The following is a 16,911-nucleotide window of genomic DNA, read 5'->3' as shown; positions in this document are numbered from 1 at the left end:
GTGTCCTCAGTTGGAAAAGAGCCGCACCTCGGCCGTGCCGTGGCGGGCGGCAGCGACGTCGAGGAGGGTGGCGAAGCTGCCGATCGGCTCGTCGTCGGCAACAGCGAGTGCTGCGAGCGGGGTGATGGTCGCGAAGCTCTCCGCCACAACCGCCTGCGCCTCGACGATGCCGATGCGGCCGAGGCGGACGGAGGCGGTGGCGAGGCCCTGCACCGCCGTGTAGGCCGACACCGCCACCGCCGCTTCCTCCGACAGCCCGGCCTCCCGCCACAGCGCCCCCTGCACGACTGCGATATGGCCGAGCATCCGGCCCGCCCGCAGCGCCACCTGCAGGTCGCTCGCGCCGGTGGTGCCGATGCGGGCGTGGGCAGCGACGAGGGCGGCCCCCTGGCGGCGCGAGCCGGTGCGCAGCGCTTCGACGAGCGTCGCCGCCTCCACCGCGGAGTCGATGGCCGCAAGCCGGTCGAGGTCGCCGGCGGCGTGGAAAGCGTGGACGAGGGCGACGCGGTCGGCGCTGCGCCAGCGGTGCTTCAGATGCATCTCGACCAGTGCCGCGAAACCCTCGCGCCCGTCGGCGGAGCCGAGCGCGACGGCGCCCTCGAGCCCGTTCGAGAAGGCGAAGGCGCCGCTCGGAAAGGCGGTGTCCGCCTGCCAGACGGCGGCGAGCAGGCCGGCCGCCGCGCTCACGCCGGCTCCTCGCCGGAAACGACCGAGGTGGCGACGCGGCGGTCCTCCATCAGTTCGCCGAGGCGCGTCGTGTACTGCTCGACCGGCGCCTCCAGCGCGACGAGCACCGCCTCGCCCTCGAAGCGGACGCGCCAGTGCAGGTTGCCGGCGTGATAGCCGAGCGCCAGCGCGTCGGCGATCGAGCGCGGTGCGAGGCGCAGCCAGCGCTCCGCCTTGGCGCGCACGACGATGGCGCGGCCGGGCTCCAGCACCAGCACCGCGCCGTCATAGAGCTTCTGGTCGCGCGGCAGCGCGATGGTGAGCTCGGTGCCGCCCCGCGTCGTCGCCCGGAGCCGCCGGCGCGCCATGTCCTCGGTCGCCAGCGTCAGCTCGTCCACCGCCCCGTGGTGCTCGAGATGGTGGAGCCGCTCGTGGAGATCGGCCTCGAGGCGGCTGCCGACGACGCTGTCGATGTGAAGCATGACGATCCGGTGCTCGGGTTGGGACGCGGGGCAAGGAGTCGCGAAACGGCGACGGGCGGGCTCAGCTCGCGAGCAGCTCCTTCAGCTTGCCGTCGAGGAAGTCGACGTCGACCGGGTTGGTGCCCGGGCCGCCGGCGAAGTGGCCCCAGATCGACGGTACCGGGATCAGCTCGGCGTTCGGCATGTTGGCGACCTCGAACTCGCTATCCGCCACGGGGAAGTAGAGGTCGGTCTGGCCGGGCATGACGTAGGCCTTCGCCTTGATGGCCCCCAGCGCCTTCTTGAAGTCGCCGCCGTAGACCTCGTTGGCGCTGATGTCGCCGTTCTGCCAGGTCCACAGCATGGTGAGCAGGTTGTTCGCGTCCTTCGGCAGGAAGAAGCCCTCCCAGAAGGCGACGAGGAAGTCTTCCAGTGACGAGTAGCCGAGCGTCTTGAGGTCGAGCTCGGCGCGGTAGAAGTCCTGCGAGAAGCCCCAGCCGGCATAGACGCGGGCCATGGCGCGCAGGCCCTTCTCGGGCTTCGACTTGTACCAGCCGTTGTCCCAGGCGGCGTCTGCCTGCAGGGCCGCCTTGACGCCTTCGAGGAAGACGAAGTTGTGGCGCGAGCACTTCGCCGAGCCGCAGAACGGCGCGATGGTGTCCATCATGTCGGGATAGAGCGCGCCCCAGTGGAAGGTCTGCAGCGCCCCCATCGACCAGCCGGTGACCAGGCGGATGTGCTCGATGCCGAACTTCTCGGTGACGAGGCGGTGCTGGGCGCGGACGTTGTCGTAGGCGGTCACCAGTGGGAAGCGCGCCGCGTTGTAGGGCTCGGGCGTGTTCGAGGGCGACGAGGACAGCCCGTTGCCGAGCATGTTCGGGATGATGATGAAGTACTTCGCCGGATCGAGCGCCCGGCCCGGTCCGATCAGCCACTCGTTGTCGTAGTGCTGGCCGGAATACCAGGTCGGATAGACGATGACGTTGTCCTTGGCGGGGCTCAGCGTGCCGAAGGTCTTGTAGGCCATCTTGCAGCCGCGCAGCGTCGCACCGCGCTGCAGGACGACTTCGCCGAGATCATGGATTTCGTAGTCGAGGCTCATTTTGTTTATCCCCAGTCGCAGTCACGGTGCCCGCCCTGCAGGAGGCGAGCCAGATCGGTCTTGAAGGCCGGCGCTCAGGCGTCGAGCACCGGCGGGCGAACATGCGCCCACGGACGCGCCTTCTCGAAGGCAGCGGACGCTTTCAGCACCAGCGCGTCGTCGAGGTGGCGGCCAATGATCTGCAGGCCGACGGGCAGACCGTCCTCGGTGAAGCCGGCTGGCACGGTTGCCGCCGGCTGGCCGGTCATGTTGAGCGGGAAGGTGAAGGCGAGCCACTCGGTGGTCGCCACCATCCGACCGTCGATCTTCTCGGGCCCCTGGATGTGGACCGGGAACGGCGGCACGGCGAGCGTCGGCGTCAAAAGCAGATCGTAGGTCTGCATCAGGCGCCACATCTTGTTGTTCACCGCCTTGCGCACCATCAGCGCGTCGGTGAGTTCCTCCGCCGTCCACGGCCGCGTCAGGAAGGCGACGAGGTGCGGCGACATCTTGGAGCCGTGCTCCTCCACCATCTTGCGCATGCCCTTGAGGTCGGTCTCGGCGGCGACGAGGCCCCAGAAGGCGCCGAAGGGGTTCTCCCAGCCGGGATGCGCCTCCTCGACGGTGCAGCCGAGGTCGGTCTCGAACGCGCGCGCCGCCTCCGTCACGATGCGGCGGACGGCAGGGTCGACGGCGGCGTAGCCCCAGTCGATCGACAGCGCCACCTTCAGGCCCTTGAGATCCCCCTTCACCGTCTCGCGCCAGTCATAGGGAGCGGCGGGCAGGGTGAAGCGGTCGCGCGGGTCGGGGCCGGCGATCACCGACATCATCAGCGCCGCGTCACCGACGGTGCGGCTCATCGGGCCGATGTGCTCGAGGCTCTCCCAGCTCGACACGCCCGGATAGCGCTCGTCCTTGGTGCCGGGATAGAGCGGCACGCGGCCCATCGAGGCCTTCAGGCCGTAGATGCCGCTGTGGGCGGCGGGAATGCGGATCGAGCCACCACCGTCGCTGCCGAGCGCGAACGGGCACATGCCGGAGGCCACCGCCGCGCCCGAGCCGGCGCTGGAGCCGCCCGGCGTCATGTCGAGGTTCCACGGGTTGCGGGTGGTCTCGAAGATCGGGTTGTGGCCGACGCCACTGTAGCCGAACTCCGGCACGTTGGTCTTGCCGAGGCTGACGGCACCGGCCGCCAGCAGGCGCTCGACGACGACGTCGTCCTCGTCCGGCACGAAGTCCTTGTAGGCGTAGGAGCCCGATGCCGTCCGCACCCCCTTGGTGCAGATCAGGTCCTTGATGCCGACCGGCACGCCGGCGAGCGGCCCGACCGGCTTGCCGGCCATGATGTCGGCGTCGATCGCCTTGGCGGTGGCGAGCGCCAGATCCGGCGTCGGCGTGCAGAAGGCGTGCAGCTTCGGCTCCAGCGCCTCCATGCGGGCGATGTGCGCCTCGGTCACCTCCACCGCGGTGATTTGCTTCGCCTTCACGAGGTCGGCGATGGTCGCCGCCTCCATGGCGCAGATTTCGTCGGTTGATTTCGAGGATGACGCTGACATGGGACCTTCGGCCTTCTTCTCGCCCGTGCGGGGCGTCGTCGGGAGCGGAGTGACTGGGCGGGCGTGGGTGGTGACCGGCGGCGGGGGCGCCGCCGGTCTCGTCGCGTGCGGGCGGACCCGCCTCAGGTCGTCGCGAGCTTGCGGGCGCCGAAGGCCGACAGCACCCAGTAGGCGATGCCGGCGACGATCATCGCCGAGAGCGCCGTCGACAGGCCGGGCATCATCTTCTCGACGATGAAGGCGACGACGGAGCCGATCACCCAGGCGCCGAAGGCGGTCGGCCGCCAGTCGGCCGAGGCTTCCACGCCGGGCCGGGTGACGAAGCGGTCGACCAGGATGATCGCGCCGATCGGCGGCACCAGGATGCCGAGGAGCGACAGCCACTCGATGAAGAAGGCCCAGACGTTGCCGGCGGCGACGACGATGCCGATGGCGCCGAGGATGACGGCGAGCAGCCGCATGTGGCTGCCGACGATCCGCGACCAGCCGGTGGCGGCGTTGTAGAGGCAGTGCGAGCAGACCGAACCGAGGTTGATGTAGAGGAACAGGAAGGCGAGCACCGAGAGCCAGCCGATCTGCATGCTGTTCATGTAGCCGAACATGTTGTCGGCGCCGAACGGGTTGGCGTTCGGAACGGCGAGCGCTGCCGTCATCACGCCGCCGACCAGCATGGCGACGAGGTTCGACACCGGGAAGGCACTGAAGGTCGAGATCAGCGAGTGGGTGGAGTTCTTCGCCCACCTGTTGAAGTCGGCCGTCACCGTGCCGGCATCGATGAACAGCGCGATCACCACCGTCAGCCCGACGCCCATCGACATCGAGGCGACGCCGTTGTTGCCGGCATAGGCAAAGATCGCGTCCCACGAGGTCGTCGCCGCGGCGTGGCCGGCGACGAAGATGCCGAGTACCAGGAACAGCGGGATCGAGACGACGCCGATCCAGTGCAGACCCTTCACGCCGACGAAGGTGATGGCGATGTAGAGGACGCCCGCCAGCACCGTCATCGCCACGTAGTTGAGGTCGTAGGTTGAGGAGACGAGCGCCCCGGTGATGCCGGTCTGCACGGCGTACCAGCCGAGCAGCAGCGTCGAGAGCAGGCCGGAGGCGAGGATGTAGCCCTTCTTGCCGAACACCTGGCTGGCGATGAGGGCGAAGTTCATGCCCGTCTTGGTGCCGAGATAACCGAGCGCGCCGACATAGGCGAACATCACGAGGTTGCCGATGATCATGGCGATCAGAGCGTTCGTGAAGCCCATGCCGAGGACGAGGATCGAGCCGGTCATCGCACCGGTGATGATCATCGGGAAGCCGGCCCAGACCATCGTCACCGAGAACAGCGAGTGCCGCGCCGCGAGCGGCACGGGCGTGTGTTCATATTCGGCGCCGAGGATGAGATCGACCTGGTCTTCGGCCTGCTCGAGGCCACCGTGTTTCGTCGCGTTGCCAGCCATTGCTGTAAACCCCATGTTGAGAGGAAGATTTTTCTGTCGCCAGTCCGGCTCGGCGCGCGGTCACCTTGGCGCGTGCCGTCCGGATACTCTTCTCGTCGGAGACGCTCGCCTCTCGGCGGGCGGGCCCGGGCATCCGTCACGCCACCCGGGCGTCGTTCGTGTCGGCGCTTCCTCGCGACGCGGCACGGCGGTGGCGGCACCGGCGGCGACTGCCGCCGGTGCCGCGCACCTCAGCGGTGCGCTGTCTTCTTGGTCGGGATGCCCTCGATCGGACACTCGTCGGTGCCGACCGTGCCGCGCGTGATGGATTCCACCATCTCGCGCGTGCCTTCCGGGTCGGTGACCCACTTCTTGTAGAAGTCATAGGGGCAGGCGGCGTCGCCGCGGACGTCGTCGCCGGAATTGATCATGCCGGTGTAGCCGCGGTGGACGAGCTTGAAGAGGTGGTTCTGCGACTGGCCGTTCTTGCGGGCGTCGCGGATCAGCGACACCGACAACTGCGCGTACTGGATGCCCATCTCTTCTTCGCCGCACTCGCCGAGGGTGCGGCCGTCGAAGCCGACGATCGCCGAGTGGCCGAAGTAGGAATAGACGCCGTCGAAGCCGGCGGCGTTGGCGACGGCGACGTAGACGTTGTTCGCCCACGCCATCGCCTTCGACATCACGACCTGCTGGTCCTTCGCCGGGTACATGTAGCCCTGGCAGCGGATGATCAGCTCGGCGCCCTTCATGGCGCAGTCGCGCCAGATCTCCGGATAGTTGCCGTCGTCGCAGATGATCAGCGAGATCTTCATGCCCTTCGGGCCGTCGGAGACGTAGGTGCAGTTGCCCGGATACCAGCCCTCGATCGGCACCCACGGCATGATCTTGCGGTACTTCTGGACGATCTCGCCCTTGTCGTTCATCAGGATGAGAGTGTTGTACGGCGCCTTGTTCGGGTGCTCCTCGTGGCGCTCGCCGGTGAGCGAGAACACGCCCCACACCTTGGCGGTGCGGCAGGCCTCGGCGAAGATCTCCGTCTCGTCGCCCGGAACCGTCGACGCCGTCTCGTACATCTCCTTCGAGTCGTACATGATCCCGTGGGTCGAATATTCCGGGAAGATGACGAGATCCATGCCCGGCAGGCCGAGCTTCATGCCCTTGATCATCTCGGCGATCTTGCCGGCATTGGCCAGCACTTCCGCCTTGGTGTGCAGGCGCGGCATCTTGTAGTTGACGACCGCGACGCCGACGGTGTCCTTGCTGGAAGAGATGTCACCGTGCAACATTTGCTTTTTCTCCTTGGGACGCGAGACTTGTCGCGGGTTGGCAGAGCCTGTTTGGGAATTGGAGACGGTCGTGACGCGAGCAATTCGACCGATCCGTCAGGAGGTGGCCGCAGCCGATGCCGGGGGCATCGGCAAGGGCACCGACGCCGCGGGCGGTCGAATTCCTCGCGCCGGAGGTGGAGTTCCGGCGGCCGCCTGCGGCGTCGGAACGGCTCCGCGATGCGCGGCATCGCCGTCGCCGCTCCTCCTTGCATCCGACTCGCCGGACCTCCATCACGACCGCCTCCAATTCCCAAACAGGCTCTCAGACCGCCATGTGGCGGTGAACGACGGTGTCGGTGAGGGTGTCGATCGGGCCGAAGGCGACGACGCGGCCCTTCTCCATCATCGCGAAGCGGTGGCCGGCGCGGCGGGCGAAGGCGACATTCTGCTCGACCAGCACCACGGTCATCCCGAGCTCGCGGTTGAGCCGGACGATGATCGCCTCGATCTCCTCGACGATGTTCGGCTGGATGCCTTCGGTCGGCTCGTCGAGGAGAAGGACCGAGGGCCGCGCCGCCAGCGCCCGGGCGATGGCGAGTTGCTGCTGCTGGCCGCCGGAGAGCAGGCCGCCCGGTCGGCCGAGATTGGCGGTGAGATAGGGAAAGAGCTCGCCGACGAGCTTCGGCACCTCGCGCCCGCCCCCGTTTGCGGCGAACGAGCCCATCAGGATGTTCTCGGCGACCGAAAAGTCCGGGATGATCTCGCGCCCCTGCGGCACGTAGGCGATGCCGGCGCGGGCGCGGCGGAAGGTCGGCTCCTGGCCGATCGGCCGGTCCTTCAGGCGGATCTCGCCGGTGGAGCGGTCGGTCAGCCCCATCAGCGTCTTCAGGAGCGTCGTCTTGCCAGTGCCGTTGCGGCCGAGCACGACGGTGATCTCGCCGGCCGGCACGCTGATGCAGACGTCGTGCAGGATGTGGCTGCGGCCGTAGAAGGCGTTGACGTCGACGAGTGTCAGCAGGGCGGGGGCATCCGTCATGACAGGATCCCCTTCGAGCCGAGATAGGCCGCGCGCACCCGCTCGTCGGATTCGATCGCCGCGATGTCGCCCTCGGCGAGCACCTGGCCGAGGTGCATGACGGTGATGCGCTCGGCGATCTCGCGCACGAACGCCATGTCGTGCTCGACGACGAGGAGCGTGTGCCGGCCCTTCAGCGCGTTGATGATGGCGGCGGTGCGCAGCGTCTCGGCCTGCGTCATGCCGGCCGTCGGCTCGTCGAGCAGTAGCACCTTCGGGTCCTGCACCATCAGGATGCCGATCTCGAGCCACTGCGTCTCGCCGTGGCTGAGGTTGCCGGCGAGGCGGTCGGCGGCGTCACCGAGCCCGGTCAGCGCCAGCACCTCGTCGACGCGGGCGCGCTCCTTCGCGGTGAAGCCGAAGCGCAGGTTGCGGAAGACGCTCGGGCTCGAACAGCTCGCCACCTCGAGGTTGCGGCGGACGGTGAGTTCCTTGAAGACGCTCGGGATCTGGAACTTCCGGCCGAGACCGGCGCGGGCGATGTCGTTCTCCTCGCGGTTGGTGATCTCGGCGTCGTAGAGGAAGACGCGGCCGCTTGTGGCCTTGGTGCGACCGGAGACGAGGTCCATGAGCGTCGTCTTGCCGGCGCCGTTGGCGCCGAGCAGCACGCGCAGTTCTCCCTCCTCCACCACCATCGACACCCCGTCGACGGCCTTGAAGCCGGAGAAGTCGACGCCGATGCCGTCGATCGTGAGGGCTGCCGCCATGATCGCGCCCTCCCCTACTCGGCCGCCTGGGCGGGCGCGGTGCCGCCACGCGCCGGATCGCCGGAGCGGCGACGGTTGAGCCGCGCCAGCAGGAGGTTGCTGAGGTCGTCGGCGAACCCGGCGATGCCGCGCGGCAGGAACAGCACGACGAGCACGAAGACGAGGCCGATGATCGCCTTCCACGCCTCGACGAGCGCCTCGGTCTCGCTCGCCGTCGCCTCGATGGTGTTGATGAGGATGGCGCCGATGCACGCCCCGAGCAGCGACGAGCGCCCGCCGACCGCCGCCCACACCACCATCGTGATGGAGAAGGTGAGGTCCATGAAGGTCGGCGAGGCGAACTCGGCGACGACGACGTAGAGCATTCCGGCGAGGCCGGCGATGAGCGCCGACACCGAGAAGAAGAACACCTGGTAGTGCGGCACGTCGAAGCCGAGATAACGCACCCGGTTCTGGTCGTCGCGGATCGCCTGCAGGATCAGTCCGGCGCGGGTCTCGACGAGAAGCCGCGTCAGGATCAGCACCACCGCCAGCGACCCGGCGACGACGTAGTAGGTCTCGACCATGTAGGGGTCGAACTCGAAGCCGCCGACGGTGAACCAGCCGAGGTCGGTGAGGCCGTTGAAGCCGTTGGTGATCGGCTGCAGATCAATGATGAGCAGGCGCACCAGCAGCACAAAGGCGAGCGTGATGATCGACACGAACACGCCGGCGATGCGCTTGCGGAAGACCACCCAGCCGATGGCGCCCGCCACCAGCGCCGGCACGACGAGGCCCATGGCGACGCCGAACCACTGACTCTGGAACGGGATCCACAGCCACGAGGCGCGGTTGATGCAGCAGAGATCGGTGACGGCGCCGGGCTCGGCGTTCCACAGCATGAAGTCCGGCACCGGGGTGTCGGAGCCCTGGGCGAGGCTCGTCGGGCTCGCGAGCTTCAGGGACATCGCCAGCATGTAGGCGCCGAGGCCGAAGAACAGGCCCTGGCCGAGATTGAGGATGCCGGCATAGCCCCATGACAGCGCGACCGCGATGCCGAGCATGCCGAAGACGAGATACTTGGCGACGCGGTTCAGCCAGAACTCGTCCATGACGAGCGGGGCCGCCATGATCAGGATGATGAAGATCGCATAGGCCGCGAAGTCGAGGTGGCGCTTCGTCAGCATCGCTCAGCGCCCCTTGTAGGAGAACAGACCCTTGGGCCTGAGCACGATGACGAGGATGACGACCCCGAAGACGAGGGCGCGGGCGAGGATGTCGTTGGAGAAGGAGGCGAAGACGCCGTTGATCTGGCCGAGGATGCCGGCCGAGAGCACCGTGCCGAGCAGGCTGCCGACGCCGCCCATGACGACGACGAGGAAGCCGTCGACCACCATCGCGGTGCCCATGTCGGGGAACACCGTCTTGAAGCCCGACATCATCACCCCGGCGACGCCGGCAAGGCCCGAGCCGTAGGCGAAGGTGAGCGCGTTCACCCGGGCCACGTCGATGCCGCAGGCGGCCGCCATCTTCGGGTTGCGCATGATGGCGCGCACCTGCACGCCGATGTCGGTGCGGTAGAGGATGAACCAGGTGACGAGCGCCAGGACTGCCGTCACCAGGATGATGAAGGAGCGGTAGACGTTGATCTCGACGCCGCCGAACGGCACCGCCCCCATCAGCCACGCCGGGACCGAGACGTTCTGCAGCCCCGGTCCGAGGCCCTCGATGTGGATGCCGAGGAAGGACAGGCCGAATTCGAGCCGCACCGCCTGCTGGATCAGGATCGCGACGCCCCAGGTGGCGAGCAGCGTGTCGAGCAGCCGCCCGTAGAGCCGCCGCACCACCACCCGCTCGATCACCCAGCCGAGCAGCGCCGTCACCACGAAGGCGAGCGGGATCGCGGCGAGGATGCCGAGGTTCAGCCAGATGCCCGCCATCACGGTGGTGTAGGCGCCGACCATCACGAGCTCGCCGTGCGCCATGTTGATGACGCCCATCGCCCCGTAGGTGATGGCGAGGCCAAGGGCGACCAGCAGGAGGATCGAGCCGAGGCTGAGGCCGATGAAGACGACGTCGATCATGCGGGCTCCGCATTGAGACGCGGGAGGAAGGGGTGGCCGGCGCGCGCGGGGGACACGCGCCGGCCGGGGCGAGCGTGGCTCGGCCCTCAGAGCTTGGCGGTGTCGAGGCCCTTTGCCGTGCAGAACAGGTTGTCCGCCGTCTCGCCGTAGGCGACGTAGGGCAGCGGGATCACCGGCTCGGGATAGGCGTCGACGATCTTGCCCTGGCCGTCCGCTTGCCACTCGGCGATGCGCGGTGTCAGGTAGGTGTGCAGGTTGTCGGCATCGACCTTCACGTGGCCGTTCGGCGCGTCGTATTCCTGGCCGCGCACGCCCTCGCGGATGGCGTCCGGCGTCGCCTCGCCGGCCTTCTCCACCGCCTGCTTCCACAGGAACACCTGGAAGTAGGACGACTCCAGCGCGTGGTGGGTCACCGCCTTCGGATCGTTGACGTATTTGCGGTAGCGCTCGATGAAGGCGTGGTTCACCGGCGTGTCGATCGCCATGAAATACGGGAACGAGGTGTAGCTGCCGACGGCGTATTCCGGCCCCATCGCGGCGATCTCGATCTCCGAGGTCACGGTGGCGCAGATCGGCAGCGTCTCGTGCGACAGGCCCTGGTTCTTGAACTCGCGATAGAAGGCGACCACCGAGTCTCCGACGACGTTGGACAGCACGACGTCGCAGCCGGACGACTTGATCTTGTTGACCATGGCGCCCCACTCGGAATGGCCGAGTTCGAGGTACTCGTCGGCGACCCACTCGGCGCCATTCTGCTCGATCAGGATCTTGCAGACCTTGGCCATCTCGCGCGGGTAGATGTAGTTGGAGCCGACGATGAAGAACTTCTTCTTGCCCAGGTTCTTGATGATCCAGGGAATGAAGTTGGAGAGCTGCTGGTTCGGGACGGCGCCGGTGTAGACGACGTTCTTCGAGCACTCGTACCCCTCGTAGTAGGTGGGGTAGAAGTACATGCTGTTGCGCTTCTCGAAGACCGGCAGCACCGCCTTGCGGCTGGCGGAGGTATAGGAGCCGAAGACGGTCGGCACACGGTCGCGGATGACGAGCTTGGACGCCTTCTCGTTGTAGGTTTTCGGGTCGGAGGCCCCGTCCTCGACGATCGCCTTGACCTGCTTGCCGAGCACGCCGCCGCTCGCGTTGATCTCGGAGATCGCCATCAGGGTGGCATCGGCGAGCGACTTCTCGATGATCGACAGACCGCCGGTCTGCGAGAACAGCACGCCCACCTCGATTTCCTCGGCGGCGAGTGCCGTGCGCGAGAAGAAGTAGGGGGCGGCAATGAGGCCGGAGGCGCCGAGCGCGCCGTTCCTGAGGAGAGTCCGACGGCTGATCGTCATCGTGGAAGGCTCCCTGGTCGTTGGTGCGCAGGCCGATCACCGTCCGGAGCGCACAGGTTTCCGGTCGTGACCGCGGTGAGCGATCACGTTGACTTCGCGGGCAAACCCAGAAGTGCGGCGCCGAGGCTCGCGCCCCGCGCCGAAAAGCTCGAGTGTTCGCGGCGACAACGCTGTCGACGCGGGATGCGAAAACAAAAAAGCCCGCACAGCTCTGATCGGAGCTGTCCGGGCTGCTTCGCCATACCGAACCAACGACGCTGGTGGCTCGGTCAGTGCAGGCGGGAGAACTTCACATGCTCATCCCGCGAGCACGGTCAAATGCTAATCACCCTTGCCGCGATAGGTCAAGAGGTCGTTTGCATTGATGATCGCCGAGGCCATCTCCTCCATCGGGATTCGCTTGGCCATCGCCTGCTGGCGGATGGTGGCGTAGGCGTCCTCCTCCGACAGCCCCTGGTTGGCGATCAGGATCGACTTCGCGCGCTGGATCTTCTGGATGCCGGCGAGCTTGCGCTCGAGCTTGCGGACGCGCCGCTCGGCGTCCTGGCGCTCCATCCACAGGCTGCGGGCGAGCGTCAGGTGGGTGAGCAGCCCGAACGGCCGCACCGGCCGCTCGATGACGGCGAGCGCGCCGGCCTCCAGCACGAGTTGCAGCGTGGACGGGTTCTCGTAGCCGACGATGGCGATGATCGTCGGCGGGATGCCGTCGACGGTCTTCAAGAGCTTGCGGATGGCGTCGCGGCTGTCGGAATCGACCGCGAGCAGCACCACGTCGGCCGTGCTGGCGAAGGCCTCGGGCACCGGCCACTGCGCCTCGACCGAGCAGCCGATGCGGCGCAGGTGCTCGACCAGGCTCACCCCCTCGCCATCCGGCGGGTGGATCACCTGGACCCTCAGTCCGCGCAGATCCCTCAGGATCTGGATCGACATCGCCCCGTCCCCCTCGGATGAGCGCCGCTAGGCACGGATCTGTTGCAAGCCGTCGGCCGACCAGTCGTCGAGGCTCTGCGACACGCAGTAGGGATCGGGCTTTACCCGCACGCCGGGGTTCCAGACGATCTGGAAGCGGCCGCGCGCGTCGAGACGGGCAATGCGGGGCCAGAGGTAGGTGTGGTTGTTCTCGCGGTCGATGCGGACCCGGCCCTGGGGCGCGTCGAACTCGGCGTCGCGGAGCTCCTGGCGGATCTGCTCGGGCTCGTCGGTGCCGGCCCGCGCCAGCGCGGCGGCGGCGAGATGCACCTGGAAATAGGCGCTCTCGGCCCCCGCCGTGACCGGTGCATCGCTGCCGGCGCGGCGCTTGAAGGCGGCGACGAAACGTTTCGCCGCCGGCGTCGCGATCACCTCGAAGAAGGGGGCCGCCGTGATGTGGCCCTCCGCCACCTCGGCGCTCATCGAGGCGACCTCCGCTTCCGAGGTGGTGAGGCTGGCGATCGGCATCGTCGCCGGGTCGAAGCCGGCCTTGCGGTAGGCCTCGTAGAACACCGCTGTCGACTGGCCGACGACAGTCGAGAAGATCACGTCCGGCCGCGCCTTGTCCGCCTGCTTCAGCGCCTTGGCGAAGTCGTCCTCGCCGGCATTCAGCGGCACGTAGATCTCGTCGACGACGGTGCCGCGCGACTGCGTGACGAAGTCGGTCATGATGCGGTTCGACTCGTAGGGATAGACGTAGTTCGAGCCGACCAGCAGGAAGCGGTTGCCGTAGTGCTCGAACAGGAACTTCGCCAGCTGCAGCGAATTCTGGTTCGGCGCGGCCCCGGTATAGATGCAGTGCGGCGAGTATTCGAAGCCCTCGTAGAGCGTCGGATAGAACAGCAGCCCGCGGCCGGCTTCCACCACTGGAAGCACCGCCTTGCGCGTTGAAGACATGTAGCAGCCGAAGATCAGCCGCACGCGGTCGACCTGCAGCAGCCGCTCGGCGAGCACGCGGAACTGCTTCGGGTTGGAGGCCGGGTCGTAGACGACCGGCTCCACCGGCCGGCCGAGCACACCGCCGCCAGCGTTGATCTCGTCGATCGCGAGCAGCGTCGCGTTGAGCTGCGAGCTCTCGATCGCCGACGTCACCCCCGTCTGCGAGAACAGCACCCCGACCTTCCAGGCGGCTCCCGCCTCCGCCGCATCCGTCATCCAGGCTCTCCCCAAGCGCCGCCGAGATCGCGTCGCGACGGCACAAAAAAGCCCTCGTCCCCGAAGTGTCGGGGCGAGGGCTGCACCACCCTGGACGCGGGGTCGCCACACTGCGACCCGCACTGGCGGCACCATAGCACCGCCGCGCGGGGATGGAAGGTGGCTAAACTGCGTAGGCGCGAGCGGGGCGACGCCCGCCCCGGCCGTCAGGCCGCCGCCGCTTCGCCGAAACCGAGAGCCGCGGCCCGCTCCGCGAGCCGCCGCCGCGTCGCCTGCGGAACCTGCCGCGCCGACTTCACCCGCGGCACCGCCATCTCCGGGATGCGCGCGGTCGCCGCCCCGAAGCACGCCTCGTAGTCGGCGGCGTTGTCGAAGCGCCGGCGGGTGACGGTGTCGAGGAAGCTCTCGGCGGGAACATCCTCAGCGAGAAGCAGCGCGTGCTCGTCGAGCTCGACGTGGACGTAGCGGAAGGTTTCCGGCACCTCGGCGACGCGGCAGACCGTGGAGCCGTTGACGAGGGCGCCGGCCTGCACGAGGGCGCCGTCGAGGAACAGCGCGTGGTCCGGTGAGACGAAGAGGTCACGCACCGGCAGGCCCTCGCCGAGGGCGCCGGCCGCGATGCGGATTGGGAAGGAGCGCAGCGGTTCCGCGAAGACCTTCACGATCGTCTGCACCCCGAGCCACCGAACCGGCACGGCCCGGCCGTCGGCGAGACGGACGAGGTCTCCGGCCGCCAGCGTCTCGACAGCGCGCGGCCCCTCCGGCGTCGCGATCATCGTGCCGGGGAGGAAGCAGACGGTGAAGGGGTTGGTGTCGGCGTTGATGACCGTGCCGTCCGCAATCGTGCTGTCGTTGGTGAAGAGCCAGAAGATGCCCTCGAGGGACTCACCGATCCACCCGGATCCGAAGCTGCCGACGAAGGTGTAGTCGTCCGGGTCGCCCTGGAGGTCGATGGTCTCCCCGAAGGTGAACTGCGTGTCGCCGAGGCCGTCGGATGCCGTGAGGCCCGCGGTCAACGGGGTGCCGTCGGTCTCGTAGACGTTCTCGCTGGTCTCGATCAGCAAGTACCGGAATTGACTGACGAACGTCGCCATGAAATCCCCCGATCTCAACGGGCCCTGCAGGGGCGATGGCAATCTAGGGCACGGGTCCGAGGAGAGGAAGAGGGGCTGCGCCTGCGCCCGGTGATGGCCGAGCGGCTCGTTTGACACCACCCCCTCATACGATTGTATTACGAGATGAGGGCAGTAAGCCTACGTCAGACCGAGGAAGCGTCGATGGGAGAGCGTGGCGTGAGCGAAGCAGGAACGAGCAAGGCAGCGGGCGCCGCACACGGCGGGCGGCCGCATACGCGGCGGTGGGCCGATCAGCGCTGGCTCGTCGACAACGTCATCCAGGCGAACGGCATCGACTGGGACCAGCCGCGCTCCGTCTACCTCAACGCCCCCTGCGGGCCGGAGGCGAACGCCGACTTCGCCGCGCTCCGGGCGCAGGTGAAGAAGTTCGCCGATGCCGCCCCCGCCTTCGAGGCGGCCGCCCGCCGGCGCCAGGCCAAGGCCGAGGCGGCGGAGGCCGAAGGCCGCCCCGTCACCGCACGTGAGAACTACTTCATCGCCTCAATCCTGTGGGGCGGCGCGCAGTGGCCGATCGACGAGGCCGACGAGACCAACCACCGCTACAACACGGCCAAGCGCGACTGCTACCGCGCCTACGCCCGCCTCGCCGACCACCGCGTCGAGGAGGTGTTCGTGCCCTTCGGCGACAAGGTGCTGCCGGCGTGGTTCCACCTGCCGCCGGGCTACACCGGCGGAAAGCTGCCGACGGTGATCTCCATCCCCGGCATGGACTCGTTCAAGGAAGGCGTCGTGTCGATGTACGGCGACCGCTTCCTGTCGCGCGGCATGGCGGTGCTCGCCCTCGACGGCCCCGGCCAGTACGAGGCGCCGCTGATGGACGTGTTCTTCAGCATGGAGAACTGGATCGCCACGGGACCTGCCGCCGTCGACTGGCTCGCCGCGCGGCCTGAGGTGGATGCGGGCCGCATCGCGCTCGCCGGTCGCAGCTTCGGCTCGTTCTTCGGCACGATCCTGACCGCCCACGAGCCGCGCATCCGCGCCTGCGCCGTCAGCGCCACCTGCCACGAGCCGGGTTGCCAGACGATCTTCGAGGAGGCCTCGCCGACCTTCAAGCAGCGCTTCATGTTCATGTGCGGCATGACCGACGAGGCGGAGTTCGACAGCTTCCGCCAGACGATCTCCTGGAAGGGCCACGCCGACCGCATCAAGGTGCCGTACCTCTGCATGGCCGGCGAGTTCGATGAACTGAGCCCGATCGAGCACACCCGCGGCCTGCTGGCGGCGCTCAGTGGCCCGAAGCAGCTCCTCGTCTACCAGGGTTCGCGCCATTCCGTCGGCGGCCCGGCGGCGGCGAACGGGCCGCACCCGCAGGGCTACATGGCCGACTGGATCGCCGCCCGCCTCGACGGCCAGCCGATGGCGAGCGAGGAGTGGTTCGTCGAATCCTCCGGCAAGGTCGTCAAGTCGCCGCTCTGAACCGGCCCACTCGGCGGCCCGTCGACGGCGGCCTTGATTTCCGCGGCATTCGCGCGCGAAATCGACGCCGTCACCGCTGGGGCGGTGCCGTCGGGGGACGGGGTCATGTGGCGTTGGCTGGCGGCGTTTGCCGCTCTGGGACTGTCGTGCGCGCCGGCGGCGGCGCTGCGCATCACCGACGGCTGCGAGCAGTCGCGGGAGTATTTCCACCAGATCATCGAGGCGGAGCGGGCCAAGAAGGTGGCCGCCGGGCAGAGCGCTGCCGACGAGGAGGCGATGGCGACGGCCCTCACCGCCAATCTCGCCGCCTGCAAGGCGCTCGATGGCGAGGCGGCCGTCCGCTTCGCCTTCGTCTCCTATTCGTCGTTCTATCTGGTGCTCGAGCCCGACGGCCGCGCCGCCCGCAAGGCGAACTGGCTGCGCCTCTGCGAGGTCGCGAACGCCGGCGCGGCGACGGGCGCCAAGCAGCGCAGCCTGATCTTCGTGCCGCTCGAGTCCGTCGGCCGCACCCAGACCTTCGGCCGGCTGACGCTCAACAACGACAACCAGTTCGCCGCCTGCGGCGGGCCGGAGCCGTTCTGGAAGTGA

16 protein-coding genes are annotated in these 16,911 nt (G+C 68.2%); 2 read left to right on the top strand and 14 right to left on the bottom strand.

Going from position 1 to position 16,911, the window contains the following annotated elements:
- Window positions 1-6: 6 nt before the first annotated feature.
- From RUR49_RS23950 to RUR49_RS23885, 14 genes are all read right to left on the bottom strand, one after another.
- Entirely contained in the window at window positions 7-687 is a 681-nt protein-coding gene (locus RUR49_RS23950; RefSeq protein ID WP_409148963.1) for an urease accessory protein UreF, read from the bottom strand.
- Window positions 684-1,148 carry an urease accessory protein UreE gene (gene ureE, locus RUR49_RS23945; RefSeq protein ID WP_409148962.1) on the bottom strand — a complete coding sequence of 155 codons (465 nt, stop codon included), beginning with the start codon at window positions 1,146-1,148 and terminating at the stop codon, window positions 684-686. Before ureE ends, RUR49_RS23950 begins: the two co-directional genes overlap by 4 nt.
- A gap of 61 nt (window positions 1,149-1,209) precedes the next feature.
- A complete protein-coding gene (locus RUR49_RS23940; protein WP_409148961.1) occupies window positions 1,210-2,229 on the bottom strand; it encodes an alpha/beta fold hydrolase in 1,020 nt (339 codons plus the stop codon).
- Window positions 2,230-2,303: 74 nt separating this feature from the next.
- Window positions 2,304-3,764: an amidase gene (locus RUR49_RS23935; RefSeq protein WP_409148960.1), complete on the bottom strand. Its 1,461-nt coding sequence runs from the start codon at window positions 3,762-3,764 to the stop codon at window positions 2,304-2,306.
- Window positions 3,765-3,886: 122 nt separating this feature from the next.
- Entirely contained in the window at window positions 3,887-5,215 is a 1,329-nt protein-coding gene (locus tag RUR49_RS23930) for a purine-cytosine permease family protein (protein WP_409148959.1), read from the bottom strand.
- 230 nt (window positions 5,216-5,445) lie between these two features.
- The gene (locus RUR49_RS23925) at window positions 5,446-6,483 is read right to left on the bottom strand and encodes an aliphatic amidase (protein ID WP_409148958.1); all 1,038 of its coding nucleotides are present in this window, start codon (window positions 6,481-6,483) and stop codon (window positions 5,446-5,448) included.
- Window positions 6,484-6,787: 304 nt separating this feature from the next.
- Complete coding sequence (gene urtE / locus RUR49_RS23920; RefSeq protein ID WP_409149001.1) at window positions 6,788-7,483, bottom strand: urea ABC transporter ATP-binding subunit UrtE; 696 nt, start codon at window positions 7,481-7,483, stop codon at window positions 6,788-6,790.
- Between the two features lie 14 nt (window positions 7,484-7,497).
- Complete coding sequence (gene urtD / locus RUR49_RS23915; RefSeq protein WP_409149000.1) at window positions 7,498-8,250, bottom strand: urea ABC transporter ATP-binding protein UrtD; 753 nt, start codon at window positions 8,248-8,250, stop codon at window positions 7,498-7,500.
- Window positions 8,251-8,261: 11 nt separating this feature from the next.
- Window positions 8,262-9,413 carry an urea ABC transporter permease subunit UrtC gene (urtC, locus tag RUR49_RS23910; RefSeq protein ID WP_409148957.1) on the bottom strand — a complete coding sequence of 384 codons (1,152 nt, stop codon included), beginning with the start codon at window positions 9,411-9,413 and terminating at the stop codon, window positions 8,262-8,264.
- Between the two features lie 3 nt (window positions 9,414-9,416).
- Window positions 9,417-10,310 carry an urea ABC transporter permease subunit UrtB gene (urtB, locus tag RUR49_RS23905; protein WP_409148956.1) on the bottom strand — a complete coding sequence of 298 codons (894 nt, stop codon included), beginning with the start codon at window positions 10,308-10,310 and terminating at the stop codon, window positions 9,417-9,419.
- 86 nt (window positions 10,311-10,396) lie between these two features.
- Window positions 10,397-11,647 carry an ABC transporter substrate-binding protein gene (locus RUR49_RS23900; protein WP_409148955.1) on the bottom strand — a complete coding sequence of 417 codons (1,251 nt, stop codon included), beginning with the start codon at window positions 11,645-11,647 and terminating at the stop codon, window positions 10,397-10,399.
- Between the two features lie 321 nt (window positions 11,648-11,968).
- The gene (locus RUR49_RS23895) at window positions 11,969-12,577 is read right to left on the bottom strand and encodes an ANTAR domain-containing response regulator (RefSeq protein ID WP_409148954.1); all 609 of its coding nucleotides are present in this window, start codon (window positions 12,575-12,577) and stop codon (window positions 11,969-11,971) included.
- Window positions 12,578-12,604: 27 nt separating this feature from the next.
- Window positions 12,605-13,771 (bottom strand): transporter substrate-binding domain-containing protein, encoded by a 1,167-nt coding sequence (locus RUR49_RS23890; protein ID WP_409148953.1) that lies wholly within the window; start codon window positions 13,769-13,771, stop codon window positions 12,605-12,607.
- A 206-nt stretch (window positions 13,772-13,977) separates the two neighbouring features.
- Entirely contained in the window at window positions 13,978-14,865 is an 888-nt protein-coding gene (locus tag RUR49_RS23885) for a Hint domain-containing protein (protein ID WP_409148952.1), read from the bottom strand.
- A 198-nt stretch (window positions 14,866-15,063) separates the two neighbouring features.
- Here RUR49_RS23885 and RUR49_RS23880 point away from each other — a divergent pair, with 198 nt between their 5' ends.
- Together RUR49_RS23880 and RUR49_RS23875 are read left to right on the top strand one after the other, a co-directional pair.
- Window positions 15,064-16,323: an alpha/beta hydrolase family protein gene (locus RUR49_RS23880; RefSeq protein ID WP_409148951.1), complete on the top strand. Its 1,260-nt coding sequence runs from the start codon at window positions 15,064-15,066 to the stop codon at window positions 16,321-16,323.
- Window positions 16,324-16,428: 105 nt separating this feature from the next.
- Window positions 16,429-16,911, top strand: coding sequence for a hypothetical protein (locus tag RUR49_RS23875; protein WP_409148950.1), 483 nt, complete (start codon window positions 16,429-16,431; stop codon window positions 16,909-16,911).

The organism is Pseudoxanthobacter sp. M-2 (assembly GCF_046156265.1).
In the GTDB taxonomy this organism is placed as follows: domain Bacteria; phylum Pseudomonadota; class Alphaproteobacteria; order Rhizobiales; family Segnochrobactraceae; genus CAMDHY01.
The sequence above is the reverse complement of the archived record's forward strand: the minus strand, read 5'-3'. Positions and strand labels throughout refer to the sequence as shown.